The organism is Psychrobacillus sp. BL-248-WT-3 (assembly GCF_012843435.1).
Classification (GTDB): Bacteria; Bacillota; Bacilli; order Bacillales_A; family Planococcaceae; genus Psychrobacillus.
On record NZ_JABAFC010000024.1, the window covers coordinates 38,240 to 56,276 of the forward strand.

At 37.8% G+C, this 18,037-nt stretch carries 19 protein-coding genes; 11 read left to right on the forward strand and 8 right to left on the reverse strand.

Annotation, left to right across the window (positions count from 1 at the left end; all coding sequences use genetic code 11):
- Positions 1-83 precede the first annotated feature (83 nt).
- Positions 84-1,220, reverse strand: a complete 1,137-nt coding sequence (locus HF876_RS12660; protein WP_169360423.1) for a SpoIIE family protein phosphatase — start codon at positions 1,218-1,220, stop codon at positions 84-86.
- 652 nt (positions 1,221-1,872) lie between these two features.
- Here HF876_RS12660 and HF876_RS12665 point away from each other — a divergent pair.
- The gene (locus tag HF876_RS12665) at positions 1,873-2,349 is read left to right on the forward strand and encodes an NUDIX hydrolase (RefSeq protein ID WP_169360424.1); all 477 of its coding nucleotides are present in this window, start codon (positions 1,873-1,875) and stop codon (positions 2,347-2,349) included.
- Between the two features lie 74 nt (positions 2,350-2,423).
- Positions 2,424-2,576: a DUF1540 domain-containing protein gene (locus HF876_RS12670; protein WP_144541288.1), complete on the forward strand. Its 153-nt coding sequence runs from the start codon at positions 2,424-2,426 to the stop codon at positions 2,574-2,576.
- 102 nt (positions 2,577-2,678) lie between these two features.
- On the opposite strand, the gene HF876_RS12675 is transcribed toward HF876_RS12670, so the two are convergent.
- Positions 2,679-4,133, reverse strand: coding sequence for a phospholipase D family protein (locus HF876_RS12675; RefSeq protein ID WP_169360425.1), 1,455 nt, complete (start codon positions 4,131-4,133; stop codon positions 2,679-2,681).
- 202 nt (positions 4,134-4,335) lie between these two features.
- Here HF876_RS12675 and HF876_RS12680 point away from each other — a divergent pair, with 202 nt between their 5' ends.
- Genes HF876_RS12680 through HF876_RS12700 form a run of 5 tightly spaced genes read left to right on the forward strand, consistent with a single transcriptional unit; the run spans position 4,336 to position 8,945 of the window.
- Positions 4,336-5,313 (forward strand): ABC transporter substrate-binding protein, encoded by a 978-nt coding sequence (locus tag HF876_RS12680; RefSeq protein ID WP_169360439.1) that lies wholly within the window; start codon positions 4,336-4,338, stop codon positions 5,311-5,313.
- A gap of 18 nt (positions 5,314-5,331) precedes the next feature.
- Complete coding sequence (locus HF876_RS12685; RefSeq protein ID WP_169360426.1) at positions 5,332-6,339, forward strand: FecCD family ABC transporter permease; 1,008 nt, start codon at positions 5,332-5,334, stop codon at positions 6,337-6,339.
- Positions 6,332-7,363, forward strand: a complete 1,032-nt coding sequence (locus HF876_RS12690; RefSeq protein WP_481900291.1) for a FecCD family ABC transporter permease — start codon at positions 6,332-6,334, stop codon at positions 7,361-7,363. The genes HF876_RS12685 and HF876_RS12690 overlap by 8 nt, the downstream gene beginning before the upstream one ends.
- Positions 7,364-7,373: 10 nt before the next feature.
- Positions 7,374-8,171, forward strand: coding sequence for an ABC transporter ATP-binding protein (locus tag HF876_RS12695; protein ID WP_169360427.1), 798 nt, complete (start codon positions 7,374-7,376; stop codon positions 8,169-8,171).
- Between the two features lie 3 nt (positions 8,172-8,174).
- A complete protein-coding gene (locus HF876_RS12700) occupies positions 8,175-8,945 on the forward strand; it encodes an alpha/beta hydrolase (RefSeq protein ID WP_169360428.1) in 771 nt (256 codons plus the stop codon).
- Between the two features lie 455 nt (positions 8,946-9,400).
- Here the strand turns inward: HF876_RS12700 and HF876_RS12705 are convergent, their stop codons facing one another.
- Positions 9,401-9,718, reverse strand: coding sequence for a hypothetical protein (locus tag HF876_RS12705; protein ID WP_169360429.1), 318 nt, complete (start codon positions 9,716-9,718; stop codon positions 9,401-9,403).
- Between the two features lie 55 nt (positions 9,719-9,773).
- Entirely contained in the window at positions 9,774-10,226 is a 453-nt protein-coding gene (locus HF876_RS12710; protein ID WP_169360430.1) for a hypothetical protein, read from the reverse strand.
- A 403-nt stretch (positions 10,227-10,629) separates the two neighbouring features.
- Between HF876_RS12710 and HF876_RS12715 the strand changes: the two genes are divergently transcribed.
- Both HF876_RS12715 and HF876_RS12720 read left to right on the forward strand, forming a co-directional pair.
- Positions 10,630-11,823 (forward strand): CaiB/BaiF CoA transferase family protein, encoded by a 1,194-nt coding sequence (locus HF876_RS12715; protein ID WP_169360431.1) that lies wholly within the window; start codon positions 10,630-10,632, stop codon positions 11,821-11,823.
- Positions 11,824-11,873: 50 nt separating this feature from the next.
- A complete protein-coding gene (locus tag HF876_RS12720; RefSeq protein WP_169360432.1) occupies positions 11,874-13,463 on the forward strand; it encodes a long-chain-fatty-acid--CoA ligase in 1,590 nt (529 codons plus the stop codon).
- A gap of 259 nt (positions 13,464-13,722) precedes the next feature.
- Here the strand turns inward: HF876_RS12720 and HF876_RS12725 are convergent, their stop codons facing one another.
- From HF876_RS12725 to HF876_RS12735, 3 genes are all read right to left on the reverse strand, one after another.
- The gene (locus tag HF876_RS12725) at positions 13,723-14,019 is read right to left on the reverse strand and encodes a phospholipase (protein WP_169360433.1); all 297 of its coding nucleotides are present in this window, start codon (positions 14,017-14,019) and stop codon (positions 13,723-13,725) included.
- 144 nt (positions 14,020-14,163) lie between these two features.
- Positions 14,164-14,547 carry a hypothetical protein gene (locus HF876_RS12730; RefSeq protein WP_169360434.1) on the reverse strand — a complete coding sequence of 128 codons (384 nt, stop codon included), beginning with the start codon at positions 14,545-14,547 and terminating at the stop codon, positions 14,164-14,166.
- A gap of 171 nt (positions 14,548-14,718) precedes the next feature.
- Entirely contained in the window at positions 14,719-15,231 is a 513-nt protein-coding gene (locus HF876_RS12735; RefSeq protein ID WP_169360435.1) for a helix-turn-helix domain-containing protein, read from the reverse strand.
- 164 nt (positions 15,232-15,395) lie between these two features.
- On the opposite strand from HF876_RS12735, the gene HF876_RS12740 reads away from it, so the two are divergent.
- Both HF876_RS12740 and HF876_RS12745 read left to right on the forward strand, forming a co-directional pair.
- Positions 15,396-16,733, forward strand: coding sequence for an MFS transporter (locus HF876_RS12740; protein ID WP_169360436.1), 1,338 nt, complete (start codon positions 15,396-15,398; stop codon positions 16,731-16,733).
- 74 nt (positions 16,734-16,807) lie between these two features.
- Positions 16,808-17,791, forward strand: coding sequence for an ornithine cyclodeaminase family protein (locus HF876_RS12745; protein WP_169360437.1), 984 nt, complete (start codon positions 16,808-16,810; stop codon positions 17,789-17,791).
- Between the two features lie 38 nt (positions 17,792-17,829).
- Here the strand turns inward: HF876_RS12745 and HF876_RS18770 are convergent.
- The coding region (locus tag HF876_RS18770) for a hypothetical protein (RefSeq protein WP_205964097.1) at positions 17,830-18,037 on the reverse strand (208 nt) is incomplete at its 5' end.

Genomic DNA, 18,037 nt, shown 5'->3' on the forward strand with positions numbered 1-18,037 from the left:
TAGCTAATTTTTGTCGATATTAAAAAAGTAACATTAAAAAAGCTTCGAAGATTTATTTTTTTTAATCTTCGAAGCTTCTCATTTTATTTACACTGAATCATTAAGACACACATGTCATCCGGTTGATCCTGTTGTTTTTCCTTCGGTAATAGATTATCAATTAAAGCATGAGAATGATCCCATTTTTTAGATGTTAATATTTCAATTTGCTTTTCAGACTCTATCTCATCTGGTCCCATTCCTTCTAGAACTCCATCTGTGTATAAAACAATTTGAATATCCTTTTCATAGGTAATGACTTCTTTCTTCACTTCAATTTCATCAAAGAATCCAACTGCACAGCAGCTTTTACTTATAGGTACAACCTTTTCATCATCAATTAAAGCAAATCCAGGTGGATGCCCCGCATTGACGTATTCTATCGTTTTTTGATCCGTATCTACAACCATATAAACAGCTGTAAAATAATATGGTATGCCCACCTTTTCATTATGTATCAAAACCATATAGCGATTTAGCTCTTTAATTACAAGCTCTGGCTCTACTAATTGTTTAATGGCCTCTCTTAAAACAGAGGATATGAACATACATACTAGGGAAGCAGATATACCATGCCCCATCATATCTAGTAATATAACAGCATATCGATTGTCACTTATTTTATGCCAATAATACATATCTCCGGCTAAATTAAAGGAAGGGAGGTAGGACACTTCGATTTGAATATCATCTCTTTTTAGAGGAGGGCTTAAAAGGCTTCTTTGCACATGAGTGGCCAAATCCAATTCATACTGGATTTTGTTTTCATGCTGCTTATGCCAATCTAACTCTGCTTTTAAACGAAGGGCTACTCTAATTCTAGCTAATAGCTCTACTTTGTTGATCGGCTTCGTTATATAATCACTGCCACCGACATCCAATGCCTCTGCTAATTTCTTCTTATCCTCTAAGGCTGTTACAAAAATTATTTGGATATCCTTATATCTTTCTTGCTGTTTAATTCGTCTACAAGCTTCAAGTCCATCTATTTCAGGCATCATAATATCTAGTAAAATTAAATCTACCGAATTACAGGTTGGATTCTGCTCATTGATCTGTAAATAGTCAAATAGCTCCTGGGCTGATTTAAGAGATACTGTATCTTTATAACCAGCACTATCTAACATTTTTTCTATTACAAATAGATTGACCGTGTTGTCATCTACTAGTAAAATCGTCATCGCTTTTTCCCCCTGTAGCTAATAAAGCCAATCTAAGTTTATATACGAAATCTTCTTCCCTTTTTATTATACAAAAGATTATACACATGGGGTATTTAAATGACTTTAAATGACAAATATTAACACGGGGTATACATTCTCTAGGCCAGAAAGGAGAAACATACTTATGCCAAATACGTTTCAATTTCCTTGGTTGTCTGAGTCATGGAACGGATGCTAAATGGAATGATTGTTATCTTGATCATTCCTACAGGGTCTATGCTGGGTCTCCCATCGTTGATTAAAGGCCTTCAACTAATAAATAGATAAAGGAGAAATCAATTGCTGCATCTAGTTTGAGCACCAGCTGCTCTTTAGGAACCAACTGCTATGGTCAACATCTCCAACTGTTCGCGTTGTTGGATTTGACTCTTAATATATTCATAAACAGGAGCACTGTTGATTGGAGGGGAGAGCGGCGACTCCAGCGGAAATAGCGCGAGCTGAAGACCCTGCACTGAGCGTAGCGAGGGAAGCGGCTGAAGCCGTGCCCGCGGAAAGCGTCCGCTCGCAGTGGAAATCAACATACTCAAGCTATTTACTAGTTGATATAAAAAAGTTAGAATTAATAAATATTTGTAAAGTGTGGGGAAATGAAAAGTGGAGGTGCAAAATGGATTTATCATTTAAAACAGACGAGGGTAGGTTTAATTATCGTGTTGCAGGATTAATTATAAACGATGGGAAAATATTAATTATGAAGGATGAAAGGTCTCCTTATTATTACGTTCCTGGAGGAAGGGTTAGCCTACATGAAAAGAGTGAGGATGCTATTCACAGAGAAATTAAAGAAGAACTCTCGACTGAAATTTCCGTTGATCGACTGTTATGGGTGAATGAAAATTTTTTTGAAGAGGAAGTTTCCAAAGAAAAATTTCATGAGATATGCTTCTTTTATCTCCTATCTTTAAAAAACAATGATCTGTTATGCAAAGGAATTCAATTCACCGAGAATGAAAATGGGAAAGTTCATACATATTATTGGAAAACCTTTGATGAGATTCAAGCGTTAAATTTATTTCCATTATTTTTGAAGGAACAAATTTACGGACTGCCAAAACAGATCAATCATTTAATCGAGATAAAATAGTACATATAAATCTCGCTTTTTAGTATGACTTTTCTCAAAAAAGTTCATGCTAGTAACGAGGAGGTGTGATACTAATGGCTAAAGATGTACTTTGTGAAGTGAACAACTGTAAATTTTGGAGACAAGGGAACAAATGTAATGCAAAAGCTATTTATGTAGTTAGTCGTAAAGGGAACCAAGCTTCCAACAGTGATGAAACAGATTGTAAAACGTTTGAACCGAAGTAACTTATCTAATGTCTATTAATACTCACCTAATCACACGTTCATAAACGTGAAAAAAAAGTACAGCTAGTGTAAGCAACACTAGCTGTACTTTTACAATGAGTATTAATATGTTGTAATTTTGGTATAGGTTTGGAAAGCATAAATCCAACGCTGCCACCAAGTAAAATCGCTTTGATATTCATCTACCTCTACAGTATACATAGCATCCTCATTGTTCCATAATCTATGAAAATATTGCTCCATCTCTAAGGCTAATTCACTCTCATTGGGGGCAATGATTCTTACGTTACTTTCTAGGTTATAATTTTCTAAAGCACGTTCTGTATAATTTGCTGCACCGCTTGAAATCACTGTATGCTCTGGTGTTTGAATCCATATAGTCTTTGTGTGATACTGGCCGATTACGGTATTATACCAACGTATATTAATCTTCTCATTCGTATCCTCCACTAATTCTTGTACGACTGGGCGATTTGGCAGTCCAGACTTTTCTCGACCAAAGGAGTTTTCGTTCGGATCTAATATAAGATTTACTTCTACCCCTCGATTTGCAGCCTCCACTAATGTGTTGACTATACTCCGTTCGGCTACAAAGAACATACCTAGCCAAATAGTATCTCCTTTTTTAGTATCATTTATATCGTTTAGCAATGCATCCAATATTTTTTTCTCTGTTAAGTATTGGGTTTGATACTCACCTTCTGCGTTCTCCGTTTTTATTCTAGGAAGCTTAGGACCTCCAGAAAAAAGAGAAACTGCCTCTTCTGCTTCTAAAATATCATTAATGATTGGTCCATCTAACTTCAAAGCAATATTGCCGTGAAAGCCACTGGCATCGTGGGGATTAGAGGTTGTTATTATAGCGGCCTTCTCTGTTACCAAAGCCTTCCGATGGTTTGCCTTTACATTCAATAGAGTCATATAGGAAGCTATAGTCATTTTAGGCGCGTCACTTGCCATAGCATTAGCAATCCAACCTTTGCCACCAATATCGAACCATTGAAAGAAAATACGATAAATACCAGAATAAACAGGTGTAGAATCCCTTAGCTCATCTAAATCTGTATATACAATTTCAACACCCGCATCACGCATTTTTTTAAACCATTCACTTTCGTAAGATCCATACCCTCGATTAAGTGGATCGGTAATAAAAACGATTGGCATGTCAGGGTTAGCCTTCTTCTTTTTTGCGACAGTGGAGGAAAGTGTCTCTGCTATATTAGGGAAGTCCTCATCTTCATCATAATAGCCATCCATCAAAAAGAAATCTAACACCACAAATTCCTCAGCTTCTTCAATCGTTCGATATACCTCATCAAAAATATGATTTTCATGAATGGTATTTGTACCTTTTTGATCTTGTGCAAAGGTCAAATCCGTTAAAAGTTGAATGTTATTCGTCTTATGTAACTCACCTGCAAAGGAAACTCCTTGGGGAAGCGGTTTAAACGTATGCCAAGCAATAACGATTATGTAAATAAGAGCAAACACGCCTATTAAGGAGACTATAATGCGCTTTTTTTTGCTCCATGGCTTTTTAGTTTTTTTAGCCATGAGAAAACTCCTCCTATAAAACTTCTATTTTAAATATAATATTCCCATATTAGTGGTCAGCAAAACTACTAATCCATCAAATATGTACAATTATTTAATTATTATATGTTTTTAAAATCACTATTGTAATAAAGTAAAGTTTACGTTATCATGATAATGATAATCGTTATCAATTAAAATGTAGGAGATGAAACTATTGAGTATGAAAAAGTATTGGATGTTAGGCGCGACAGCAGTGCTAGCTCTAAGTTTAGCTGCTTGTGGAGATAAGGAAAAAGGCTCTACAGAAAAAGCTGAAGTTGAAGCGGAATCAACAGAAGCTTCAGCTGATGGGTTAGATACAGAACAAACACTTACATATTTAGGGGAAGACTATGTAGTACCCTCCAAAGTAAATAATATTGTAGCAGCGAGCTTGGAGTCCATGGAAGATGCGGCTATTTTAGGTATTAAACCAGTAGGAGTGCTTGCAATTGCAGATGCCATCCCTACCTATTTAGCGGATGAACTAGAAGGAGCAGCACTGGTTGGAGATAAGTTTGCCCCCAATAATGAGGCAATCCTAAATTTAAATCCCGATGTTATTTTAGGTTCTTCCAAGCATGGAGAAGAAGTTGTTACAGCATTAAATAAAATTCAAACGATGATTCCTTATTCGCATGTATCTACGAACTGGAAAGAAAATCTTACTCTCTTAGGACAACTAGGGGATAAAGAAGCAGAGGCAGAAAAAATTATCGCAGACTATGAGGAAAAAGCTGGACAAGCTAAAGCTGAATTAGGTGAAGCATTGAAGGATAAGGAAGCACTTGTATTACGTATACGCAAAGGAAGTATTAATGCTTATCCTGAATCTATTTACTTTAACCCAGTTCTTTATAATGATTTAGGACTGAAGGTTCCAGATGTAGTTGCAAAAGCAGAGGCGCAATCAGAATTATCTCTTGAGGCTTTAGCTGAATCGAACCCAGATTACATTTTTCTTCAATTCGAAACTAGTGAAAATACAGATAATGCAGCAGCTTTAGATGAGCTTTTAGCCAATCCGATTTTCGGTAGCATAGAAGCAGCGAAAAATGAACAGGTGTTTGTAAACGTAGTAGACCCTTTAGCGCAAGGTGGTACTGCTTGGTCTAAAGTGAAATTCTTAGATGCAGCGATAGAGAATTTATCGAAGTAAAGTTAGGTGCGATGAATTATGAAAAACAAAAATACGTTAGCTGTCATCATTTTAATAGTTTCTCCACTGTTCATCGTACTAGCAATAGCTTTATCTATTTTGTATGGTGCTAAAGATATTAGTCTATTAACAGTTTGGCAGGCGATTACGCAATTCGATGGAAATAATGTGGACCATAACATTATTATGACATCGCGATTACCACGCGTAATCGCTGCTTTATTGGTTGGAGCTTTTCTAGCTGTTGCTGGGGCAATTATGCAAGGGATTACACAAAATTATTTGGCATCTCCTTCTATAATGGGAGTAAACGATGGATCGGCATTTGTTATTACAATAGCAATGGTCTTTTTCCCAGGGCTTCCTAACTATCAAATGATTATTCTTTCCATGATTGGCTCTGCTATAGGTGCAGGTCTTGTCTTTGGTTTTGGCTCCTTGATAAAGGGAGGGTTATCACCTGTTCGATTGGCCATTATTGGAACAGTCATTGGAACATTTTTAAGCAGTATAGCTTCCGCTATTGCGATGTACTTTCAAGTGTCTCAAAGCGTTAGTGTTTGGTATAACGCAAAATTACATATAGTAAATCCTGATATGCTATGGCTGTCCATTCCTTTTGGTCTAATCGGGTTAATGCTAGCATTAGGGATTTCGAAGTCAATTACCATTGCCTCGTTAGGTGATGACATTGCAGTAGGTTTAGGACAACGAACAAAAATGGTCAAAATCATTAGTATTCTTGCGGTAGTTTGCTTGACTGGTACGGCAGTTGCCTTAGTAGGAAAGATAGGGTTTGTTGGATTAATAATTCCTCATATTACTCGATTTCTTGTAGGGGTTGACTACAGAGTTCTAATTCCATGCTCTGCAGCAATCGGAGCGTTGTTTTTAGCTTTTTGTGATGTAATTAGTCGCTTTATCAACTTTCCATTTGAGACTCCCGTTGGTGTAGTAACGGCTATTATTGGTGTTCCTTTCTTCCTTTATCTAATTCGGACGAGAGGGGGAGGACAGCGTGCATAAAGGTCCGTTTATACGTTTCATCACGATGCTGTCTATCTTTGTTGGGTTGACTCTAATCGCTTTCTATTTTCACATTACTAATGGCGTCTTTGATATGACAATCCAGGAGGTTCTCAAAACTTTTTTACGAATTGATCCAAATGACAAACACGATTTGGTTATATTTGAATTTAGATTACCAAGGATTGTCATTGCAGCCTTAGTAGGAATCGGTCTTGGGATTGCAGGAACTGTTATACAAGGAGTGACAAGGAACGGCTTAGCGGATCCAGGCATATTAGGTATAAATGCTGGAGCAGGGGCTTCTATTGTGATTTTTATGTTCTTCTTTCAAATGTCTGCTTCCAATTTTGTGGAAGATGGCTGGTATACGATTTTTCTAATGCCACTCTTTGGCTTTGTAGGAGGTGCGCTTGCAGCTTCAATTATTTTCATCTTTTCTTGGAAAAATGGAATTTTGGATATGCAAAGATTGATCCTCACGGGTATTGCAATAGGTAGTGGCTTCGGAGCCTTATCCTTATATGTATCACTTAAGATGAATGCAAGTGACTATGAGATGGCCGCAGTTTGGATTTCCGGGAGTATTTATAATGCTAACTGGGCTTTCGTTTTATCCATCCTCCCTTGGGTGCTTATCCTTAGTTCTGTGATCTATAGGAAGAGTCACTTGTTAGATTATCTCCAGTTAGAGGATGCTAATGTGAAGAGTCTTGGGATTTCAGTAGAAAAAGAGAAATCCATCCTATTACTATGTAGTATAGGACTTGTCAGTGCCTGTGTATCGGTGTCCGGTGGGATTGGATTCATAGGGTTGATGGCACCACATATTGCTAAAAGGTTAGTTGGCATCAAGCATAGATTCGTCGTGCCCATGAGTGCTGCAATCGGAATGTTCCTATTGGTACTCTCAGATTACATTGCTAAGACTGTTTTTGAGCCTTCCGAGCTGCCGGTAGGAATCGTTGTTTCTATAATTGGAATTCCCTACTTTTTATATTTATTAATCAAAACGAAGGCATAGGAGGATACCTATGATAGAGAGTATATTACGCGTTGAAGAGCTTAGCTCTGGCTATGACAAAGAAACAGTGTTTACAAATTTAAATACGTCCATTCAAAAGGGGAAAATAACGACCATTATTGGTCCCAATGGATGTGGAAAATCAACTCTATTAAAAACAATCGGACGTATTCTTCAGCAAAAGAACGGAAAAGTTTATTTACATGGGGAAGATATGATGTCGATGCCTACAAAGGCTATTGCGAAAAGGCTTGCTCTGCTTTCTCAAAGCCCTGTAGCTCCTGCTCAATTGAAGGTAGATGAGTTAATCTCTTATGGAAGGTTTCCACATCGAAAAAACATTGGAACACTATCAAAAAAAGATATGGAAGTAATTGAATGGGCAATGACTGTCACCAAAACAATCGAATATCGCAATAGGGAAATTAACCAGCTATCAGGTGGTCAGCGTCAAAAGGTATGGCTTGCGATGGCACTCGCACAGGAAACAGAAATTCTCCTGCTCGATGAACCAACCACATACCTAGATATGGCCCATCAGCTAGAGATGTTGAAAATTGTGGAGCAGCTAAATAAGAAGCATCAATGTACAGTAGTAATGGTATTGCATGATATTAACCATGCTGCTCGCTTTTCGGATAAGCTTATCGCAATGCGAGGCGGAGAGATTATTACAACGGGTACTCCTAAGGAAATATTAACAACGGAAGTTATGAAAAAGGTGTTCCAAATAGATGCTAAGATTATGTTCGATGAAGAAACAGAGGCACCTGTTTGCTATGGATATGAAACTTTAGAGGAGGTTTAATAGATGGATAAGGTACTGTTAGAAAATACAGAGCATTTTCAAATCGATTCCGAGCACACAAACTATTTGTATGATATAAAAGTTTCAATCCCAAATGTGGAGCCTCCTAAGGAGGGTTTTCCTGTCTACTATGTGCTAGATGGAAACTGGTATTTCCAGCTTGCAAGAGATGTAGTGAAGCTGCAATCGAAAAATCCCCTTAAAACACGTATTTCTCCTTCCATTGTGGTTGGAATTGGACATGCTGGTAAGGAAGAGGATGCTCGCAAAAGAAGATTTTTTGATTTTACTCCCAAGGCAGAAGCATATATCTATCCAAAGCGTTTAAAGGGGAAGGACTTAGGAGAGCATGGCGGATCAGAGAAGTTCCTAGCATTTTTAAAGGATGAGCTAATGCCGAATGTACACAAGCATTATCCAGTTAACCAACAGAATCAGGCACTTTTTGGTCACTCCTTAAGTGGCCTTTTTGTTCTGTGGACATTATTTAAACAACCAGCCTTATTTTCCTGCTACCTACCGATAAGTCCTTCTGTATGGTGGAATGAATACGAGCTATATAAGGAAGCAGAAAATTTTGTACGTTTGCAAACCAATCTTCAACATAAAAAACTGTTTATATCAGTTGGTAGCAAAGAAGGCTTTATGTGTGAGGATGCAAAACATCTATATAGGGTGTTACATGAAAGTATAGACACGGAAATATTTATAGCACAGGATGAAAATCATGCATCAGTGGTGCCTACGGTTTTGAGTAGGGCATTTCGCTATTAACACTAAAGACTAAAAGAGAAGTGGTGTACCATAGCTACTTCCCTCATTAGTGAAGAAAATTCTTTTTTATAGTGACTGTAAACATTAAAAAAGTAACATTCAAATGACTATTAAGAACATAAATAGATGATGAATTGGGATTGGGTACAGTTTTTCGGCTTTGTTTACGCGAGTAAATTTATAAGCACTTATCGTTGCATTAAAGCTGTTCCCATTTATTGATTGGAGTGCCAGACGGCGACTCCTACGGGATGAGTGAGACAGATAAGACATCACAACCACGCGCGTAAGCGATGGGTGATGGCTTATCGCTCACCCCGAGGAAAGCGTCCGGCTGGTGCGAAAAATCAATTCTACTTTCTGATTTATAGAGTTCTTTGCATCATAAATCAACCCTACTCTTTAACATAGCCTAAAAACAAAAAAAGCTTGGAAAAGTATCTCCTAGCTCATGGTTATTCTTTGACTATATTTATATCAAATTTCATATGATCTACATCCCAAACATCTTCATCCGTATTAGAAAAGACAGTTACTTCGACATTTTGACCAATATTATACCTCTTCACATCAACAACAGGTATTTCGTATACATTTCCTCCTTGTATGCCCTTATTAATGTTGTTGTGTTCTTTAATAACTAATATCTCCTCTTGAGCGTCTAACTCCTCGACTGTTCCGGAGAAAGTAAAACTTTCTTGGTAATCATCAGCACAACCAGCCAAAAACAAACAAATCAATGATATAAAACTTATTGTAATTTTAATTTTCAACACAAACGCTCCCTCGTTAGATTCATCATATGTAAAGATTCAGAGAGACTATTGACTAAGTTTCCTTCATTCGTTCTAAAATTTGATAATCTTTAGTTTTTTGGATTGATATAGAATTTTGATTTGCAAAATCGAGTAAATCTAAGAATACGTTGTTAGGCTCGAAGTTAAAAACACGAATATTGAGGCCCTTATTGATTTGTATAATAGCACCTTTAGTAGACCAACCAAAACGGACAAATTTAATATTTGTTATCTGGTAGGGGTGTATGACTCGTTTATAAAAAGGCATTTTGATGAATAGGAATTGATACGTCAGATAACCATCCTTTATTTCCAGTTTATATTGAATAAAAAATGAAAACAGTGAAAATAAAAGAATAATAATATGAAAATATAACAATCCTTTGGAAAAATTATTCCCTATAATATTTGAAAGTAATAAACCCACCGTCATTACAAATAAAAAAAACATAATTCCTCGCTGGACTTTTGCATTGTATGCCAACTTTTCCCCTCCTTGTTGTTTAACTTGTAATTCGTGTGACTAAACCGGCTCTTGGATGATTTTATAAGTTTTAATTAATTTATGATTTCTTATTTTAAAAAAACTAGCACATTTAGAAGGGTATTTGTGGAATACAGTAGAATTGATTTCACTCTGGCGGATGCTTTTTATAACAGCATCATGTTGATTGTAGGAGCAGTTTTATAATAAACTGCTATTTATTCATTTGACTTATTCAAGTTAATTTTAACATAAATATCCATTTTATTTAAAAATAATTTAATTATTTGTAAGTTGGTTATCTATGTTGAAATTAGTTAGACTATTGAAAATATTTAAATTAATACTTACAATTAAACTTGTAAGTGCTTTCACCAAATTAGTTTAATAGAGAGGTGAGACAATGGGGATATTGAATGGGTTAAAGATTTTAGATTTCTCTACTCTTCTGCCGGGACCTTTTGCCACGATGATGTTAGCCGACATGGGAGCAGATGTCATTAAAATCGAGGCTCCAAATCGAGAGGATTTTTTAAAGCATATTGAGCCAAAGGATGGTGAGGTTTCTGCAACATTTGCTCATCTAAACCGCTCTAAGCGATCGCTAGCTTTAGATATAAAACTAGCAGAATCGAAGGATATTATCTATAGGCTAATAGAGGAATATGACATTGTCATTGAGCAGTTTCGCCCCGGTGTTATGGATAAGCTCGGGATTGGCTATGAAAAGTTAAAGGAAATAAACCCTAAGATCATTTTCTGTTCCATTACAGGATATGGCCAAACTGGTCCTCTTCGAAATAGAGCAGGACACGATATCAACTATTTATCTATAGCTGGAGTAGCTAGCTACTCTGCTCGAAAAAATCAGGCACCTGTTCCTGGAGGTATTCAAGTGGCAGATCTAGCTGGAGGATCCATGCCAGCTGTCATTGGAATCCTTGCAGCTGTTTATCATCGACATAGTACTGGAGAAGGACAGCATATTGATGTAAGCCTCACAGATGTTGCTTTTTCCTTGAACGCTATGTATGGACCGAATTTTCTAGTTGGCGGGGAAAATCCGAAGGAAGAGGAAATGCTGCTAAATGGCGGAACCTTTTATGATTACTATGAGACAAAAGATGGTCGTTATTTTTCAGTTGGAAGTTTAGAGCCGAAGTTTCAGCAAAAACTTTGTGAGCTATTAGGAGATAGAAATCTTATAAAGCTTAGCAACAGCAATAGTAAGGAAGACCAGCAGGCATTCAAAGAAATCGTGACAAAGGAATTTAAGGCAAAAAACTTTGACGAATGGATTAGTATTCTTGGGGATGATTTTGATGGCTGTGTAGAGCCAGTGTTAAGCTTTGGCGAAGCAGTTCAGCACCCTCAAATACTGGCTAGAAATATGGTGACCACTGTGCCGAAAAGTGAAGGAGGAGAGCAACAGCAAATTGCTTTCCCTATAAAATTTTCAGCAAGTAGGCCAGAGTACCGCTTTGCAGGTGTTTCAACAGGTAAGCATACTCAGGAAATATTGAAGAGTTTAGGAATGGACTTGCCAGAGATTCAGTCCCTTGCCGAAAAGGGTGTTTTTGGAGAAATCAAAGCATAAGAATGAATCTACTCAAATAAAATAAAAGCAAAGAAAAGGAGCTGGTAATTATGTTCTCACCGTTAACGCCGTTAGATTGGAAACGAAGAGCAGTTAAGTATTATCCGGAAAAAGTAGCTGTAATTGATGGAGAAAAGGAATTTACATATAAGCAATTTTCACAGCGTGCTGACCAGCTATCCTATTCTTTATACAAGGCAGGTATTCGAAAAGGGGATCATGTAGCAGTTATGCTTCCTAACACTCATTATATGCTGGAGTGCTTTTATGGGATCTGTCAGCTGGGAGCGGTAATGGTACCATTAAATTACCGTCTTAATGCGGAGGATATTGAGTATATTATCAAGCATAGCGACTCTAAGATGTTGATAGTAGATGCAGAGTTTACAGGCCCGATTGAGAAGATAGCGGAAGATCTACCTTTTGACCAAATCGTAGTAGTGGCTGTTGCCGGACATAGTCATACATTGAAAGCAAAGGATTATGAGGACTTTATCACAGCAGGGACAGAGGTAATAGAATTCCCAGAGATAGATGAAAATCAGCTGCTTACCTTAAACTATACAAGTGGAACGACCTCTAAGCCAAAAGGGGTTATGCTGACACATCGAGGAAATTATTTGAACGCAGCAAACTTTATGTATCATTTAAATGTAAATCACGATGATGTGTATCTTCATACTTTACCTATGTTTCATGCAAATGGCTGGGGAGGAGTCTGGGCACTCACAGCAGTAGGGGCTACCCATATTTGTTTGCGAAAAGTAGATCCTCCGTTAATACTAGATTTATTTGAAAAGCATAAAATATCTTTATTATGCGGTGCTCCAACCGTTGTTAATATGCTTGTTAATGAACCGAAGGCAAAAGATGTGAAAATCACAACTAATCCGCGTATGGCTACTGCAGGGGCTCCGCCTGCCGCGGCGTTAATCGCAAAAGCGCAATCAATCCTTGGACTTAATATGATGCATGTATACGGTCTAACGGAAACATCCCCATTCATTCTATATTGCGAATGGAAAAAAGAATTTAATGATCTAACTGTAGATGAACAATCTACTATTAAGGCGAGACAAGGAATCGAGTTAGCGTTTAATGGAGAAACAAAGGTCGTTAATCAGGAGGATGGCAAGGAGGTTGAATGGAACGGTAAGGAGCTAGGAGAAATTATTACACGTGGCAACGTAGTAATGGAAGGATATTATAAGGACCCTGAAAAAACTGCCGAAGCGATTAAAGATGGTTGGTTTTATACAGGGGATTTAGCAGTTACCTATCCAGATGGATATATTGAGATACAAGATCGTATTAAGGATATGATCATTTCAGGAGGAGAGAATATTTCTTCTACTGAAATAGAAGGTGTGCTTTATAAGCATCCAGATATATTAGAAGTAGCTGTCATTGCGGTACCTGATGAAAAGTGGGGTGAGGTACCAAAGGCAGTTGTCGTACTTCAGCCGGAAAGTAGCATTACAGAACAAGAGCTAATTGATTATTGTCGCTCTAAAATGGCTCACTTTAAAGCTCCAAAAGCAGTTGATTTTGTAGAGGCACTTCCTAAAACCGCTACTGGTAAGCTACAAAAATTCCGTCTACGAGAAATGTATTGGAACGGACCGAAGAAAGTAAATTAAAAATAAGATCCCATCGCTTGATAGCTTTGGGGTCTTATTAAAAGATAGTCTAAGCTTACGAATAGTAAAAGTAACCCAGCAATTCATACAATCCAAGAAAGAGCAGAATCTTTACTTTTGGCTAATCTATTGCTAAGTTTTTGAAGAAAGGGATGTAGCCAGTGACTAAAAATGCTATAAAAGATTATCAATAATCGATAGGGTAGAATCATCATTGTATAGTTCAAGAATAGATACTTCACTCTGGGAGTGTTAGGAATTAATAGGGTTCATGTCGAGGGGATCCACATTTAAGATTGGTTCGAATTCGCATATAATTTTGTATTAAACCTGCATGTCTACCGGACTCGGTATAACGATTCACTAAAGGGCGAAGTCTTTGGAGGAATTCACGATCGCAATCGCACTGACCTCTACCACTATCATAACAAAGGTCATGCATCATACAGGCAGCATCTACTTCATTAACTGGAGCTCCCGGACCGCTGCATCCAGGTCCGCACCAATTATAGCCTGGAAGACAAAAACCACGTTTGTTATTTCTTCTTTGTTGCAAACTAACACCCCCTTATCCTTCATGTTTATAGGGTATTCCTGTGTTGATTTACGAACAAATACAAGCACCTAGCTGTCCAATTTTTATTTTTTTAAATCACTAAAAAAAGCAGTCTAAAAAAAGGACTGCTAAGTGAATTAAAGTTTAAGATAAGTAGAGAAGTCTTTTGAATATGGAATATTGAATAATTGTATCGGCAGTTTCATTAGTAACGTTTTGAAACAGACTACTATTACCACCCTTTAAGCTAAAGAAAATACCATCATATAAGTCTTCTAAAGTCATCGAGTATAAAGAGTTTTTATTCCTTTTGTCAGTCAACATAAGCATTTCTCCGTGAAGCAGGAGGTTAGTTGCCCATTCGTCTTGATAGATTCCTAAAGGCTTGTTACTCCAGTTAGACTGGTCATCATCCTGATGTATGGACCATTTCTCATCCTCTAACAATGCGCTCATAATATTTTCAATAGTCTCTTCTGTAATTGAAATTGTTACTTGTAATTCTTTGATGTGTGTTTGTTGATTCATTTCTCCATCCCCTTACATTATTTTCCCATCCATTTAAATTTACTATGAATTCACAAAAAAAAGAATAATCCAAATAGTGGTAAACAATGTTCGGGATTTTATTTTTTATTTTGTTCAGATGAGTCGATATCTCTATCCTTAGGACTTCTCCTGGTTGTCTTCTATTAACCATTATCGGGAAGATACTACTAGGAAGCGAACAGGCTTGTCCGTTAAGTTATACCAGTAATGTAATAGATTTGCGTCAAACATCGTCGATTGCTGTTCCTTCAGTTCCATCTCTTTACCATCGACTACTACGGTTAAGGTTCCTTCTACTACAAATAGAAACTCATGACCGCTATGGGAAAAAGCATTTCCTTTGTTTTCTCCAGATTGAAGTGTAACGAGTATAGGTGTATAGGCAGCATCCTGGATGCCATTGGATAAATTTTTGTAATAAAACTGTTGTCTAATTTCAGCCAATTCATCATGTGAAGTTACATCCGGAAAGAAAACGGTCGGGTTGACTTTCAGTGCATCTGCTATTTTTTTGAGAGATTCTAACGTTACACTAGACTTTCCTCTTTCGACTTGTGAGAGGAAGCTAATTGATACATTAGTCATCTCTGCAAGTTCCTTTAGAGTGAGCTTACGTTCTTTTCTTAAATTTTTTAGAATAGATCCTATTAAATTTGAAGACAATATGTATCTCTCCTTTTTCTTATCTATTAGTTATCATACCTACTAATGAGGCATCGCTCAACGATTCCTATCAAATACCCGTTGACAGAAAATTAAAAACTATCTAAAATAAAGTCTAGAGAGAAATTAAAGTGGTACTTCAATTTTGAAAGGGGAGAGGGAAGATGGACCAAAAACAGATGAGGAAGGTCTGGATTGCTAGCTTAGTAGGGAGCTCTATTGAATGGTTTGATTACTTTTTATATGGAACAGTTGCTGCACTTGTTTTTAATCAAATATTCTTTGTGACAGAGGAGCCAACAGTAGGGTTACTGCTTTCATATGCATCCTTCGCATTAGCATTTTTTATCCGACCATTCGGTGGAATCATATTTAGTCATATCGGTGACAGGATTGGGAGAAAGAAAACATTAGTTATAACATTAAGTCTAATGGGGGTTGCTACTTTTGGTATGGGGCTACTGCCTACTTATCAAGCGATTGGAGTATGGGCTCCTATTCTATTAATTACGCTGCGCTTAATCCAAGGACTGGGTATCGGCGGAGAGTGGGGAGGAGCTCTATTACTGGCAGTTGAATATGCACCAAAGGAAAAACGAGGTTTGTACGGAGCGATCCCACAAATGGGTGTAACAATTGGGATGGTAATGGGGACAGTTGCTTTATCTATTATGACTCTATTACCTGAAGGTTCTTTTATGACATGGGGCTGGCGTGTTCCATTTATCATGAGTGCCTTGCTTGTTATTTTTGGCTTGTGGATTCGTAAAGGAATTGAAGAAACACCTTCCTTTAAAAGGGTACAAGAGTCAGGTGAGATTCCAAAGCTCCCTATCGCGGATACGTTAAAGTATCATTGGAAAGAAGTTATCATTGCAGTGGGGGCTAAGGTAGTTGAAACCGCACCTTTCTATATTTTTGGTACTTTTGTTGTTTCTTACGCTACTGCTGAGCTAGGCTTCTCACGTACTGCTGTATTAAATACAGTGATGGTAGCAACAATAGTGACGACTATTCTTATACCTATAATGGGAAGTCTGTCAGATAAAATTGGACGTAAAAAGGTTTACGTGGCTGGAACGGTTGGGATGATTTTGTTCGCCTTCCCTTACTTTTGGATGCTTCAGCAACAGTCGCTTGCGTTACTTGTAATTGCAACCATTATTGGGCTGGGAATCATTTGGGCACCGATTACGGCCGTGCTAGGAACGATGTTTTCAGAGATTTTTGACGCTAAGGTTCGCTATACAGGAATCACGCTAGGCTACCAAATTGGAGCGGCCTTAGCAGGTGGAACAGCACCATTAATAGCTACGAGTCTAATGCTTCAATTTGATGGATCCTATGTTCCAGTTGCATTCTATATTATCTTCACAGCGGTCATTTCTTTATTGGCAATCTGGGCTGTTAAAGATAGAAGCCAACAAAACCTGGATGAGGTGACTGCAGTTAAAAAAGATGAGTCATTAGCAAAGGCAGAAAAAGAACTTAGTAAAGTATAATGATGTAAACATAAAGTTCGTCTTACGCTACTTAAGGCAAGACGAGCTTTTATTTTTAGGGAGGGTTTTAAATAATGCTAGTAGTTAATGAACAGGAGATTATGTGTACATATAAGATGAAAGATGCAATAGAGGATGTCAAAGGGATATTAAAAGCAAAGGCAGCAGGGAAATTAGCGAGTCCACATAGAACAGTAATTGAATTTCCAAAGCATGAAGCATCTGCATTGTATATGCCAAGTGCTGATTTAATAGGGGAGGTTACAGCTGTAAAGGTAGTGACCATTTTCCCGAACAATCCGTCACAAGGAAAGCCAACTACACAAGGCGTCGTTTTACTATCGGATGCAAAAAACGGAGAGCATTTGGCCATGTTAAATGCCTCCTATTTAACCAGGCTAAGAACTGGAGCACTTAGTGGTGTTGCTACGGATTATCTAGCAAAAAAGGATTCGAAGGTGTTGACCATAATCGGAACAGGAGCAATGGCATTTGAGCAGGTGCTTGCAGTGCTAGCTGTACGAGATATCGAACGAATTTTGCTAGTTAATAGAACTTCTTCAAAAGCAGAGCAATTTGGACAAAAACTAGTAGAGTTTGGGATTACTATTCCTTATGAGGTGTTTAAGGACGTTTCAGCCGCAGTGCGAGAGTCAGATATTATCTGCTGTGCAACGAGATCTAACGAGCCTGTTTTTAATGGGAAGGACTTAAAGGCGGGGACTCATATTAATGGAGTTGGCTCTTATTTACCCCACATGCTTGAAATGGATGTAGCGACGATAACCAAGTCTTCTAAAATTGTAGTAGACGATTTGGCTGGAGTTAAAGGTGAGGCAGGGGAACTCATGCATGCTTCTGAAATTGGCGAATGGTCCTTCGATAAAATCCATGGAGAAATTGGAGAACTTGTTACTGGAACAGTGGAAGGTCGACAGCATGAAGAGGAAATCACTTTATTCAAATCTGTCGGAGCAGCGTACTATGATTTAGCAGTTGCAAAGGGTGTTTTTGTAAAGGCAAGGGAACAGAGAATTGGTACAGAAATAGATGTATAAAAAAGGGGCCGAGTAGCAAACTAGCTGTTCGGCCTTTTTTAATTGTGTAGGAAACTATAAAAATTCTGAAATTGGTAGACATATGTACTTTCGCTTTTCCCCATTAGCCTGTCGGGGCAGGGATAGGCGCCTATGCTTTTCTGATTGTCTAGCTCCGGCGCCTTGCCCCTCGGGGTCAAATGGAAAAAAGCTGCGGTGGCTGAGGACCTGCCTCCTCGCTTTTTCCCATTTGCCTGTCGGGGCAGG

Bases quoted from the DNA above. Each gene is read 5' to 3' on its own strand.
- HF876_RS12730 (WP_169360434.1), bottom strand. From the start codon at position 14,547: ATGAATCAACAAACACACATCAAAGAATTACAAGTAACAATTTCAATT.
- HF876_RS12675 (WP_169360425.1), bottom strand. From the start codon at position 4,133: ATGGCTAAAAAAACTAAAAAGCCATGGAGCAAAAAAAAGCGCATTATA.
- HF876_RS12665 (WP_169360424.1), top strand. From the start codon at position 1,873: ATGGATTTATCATTTAAAACAGACGAGGGTAGGTTTAATTATCGTGTT.
- HF876_RS12715 (WP_169360431.1), top strand. From the start codon at position 10,630: ATGGGGATATTGAATGGGTTAAAGATTTTAGATTTCTCTACTCTTCTG.
- HF876_RS12720 (WP_169360432.1), top strand. From the start codon at position 11,874: ATGTTCTCACCGTTAACGCCGTTAGATTGGAAACGAAGAGCAGTTAAG.
- HF876_RS12670 (WP_144541288.1), top strand. From the start codon at position 2,424: ATGGCTAAAGATGTACTTTGTGAAGTGAACAACTGTAAATTTTGGAGA.
- HF876_RS12680 (WP_169360439.1), top strand. From the start codon at position 4,336: ATGAAAAAGTATTGGATGTTAGGCGCGACAGCAGTGCTAGCTCTAAGT.
- HF876_RS12660 (WP_169360423.1), bottom strand. From the start codon at position 1,220: ATGACGATTTTACTAGTAGATGACAACACGGTCAATCTATTTGTAATA.
- HF876_RS12745 (WP_169360437.1), top strand. From the start codon at position 16,808: ATGCTAGTAGTTAATGAACAGGAGATTATGTGTACATATAAGATGAAA.
- HF876_RS12685 (WP_169360426.1), top strand. From the start codon at position 5,332: ATGAAAAACAAAAATACGTTAGCTGTCATCATTTTAATAGTTTCTCCA.
- HF876_RS12700 (WP_169360428.1), top strand. From the start codon at position 8,175: ATGGATAAGGTACTGTTAGAAAATACAGAGCATTTTCAAATCGATTCC.
- HF876_RS12695 (WP_169360427.1), top strand. From the start codon at position 7,374: ATGATAGAGAGTATATTACGCGTTGAAGAGCTTAGCTCTGGCTATGAC.
- HF876_RS12740 (WP_169360436.1), top strand. From the start codon at position 15,396: ATGGACCAAAAACAGATGAGGAAGGTCTGGATTGCTAGCTTAGTAGGG.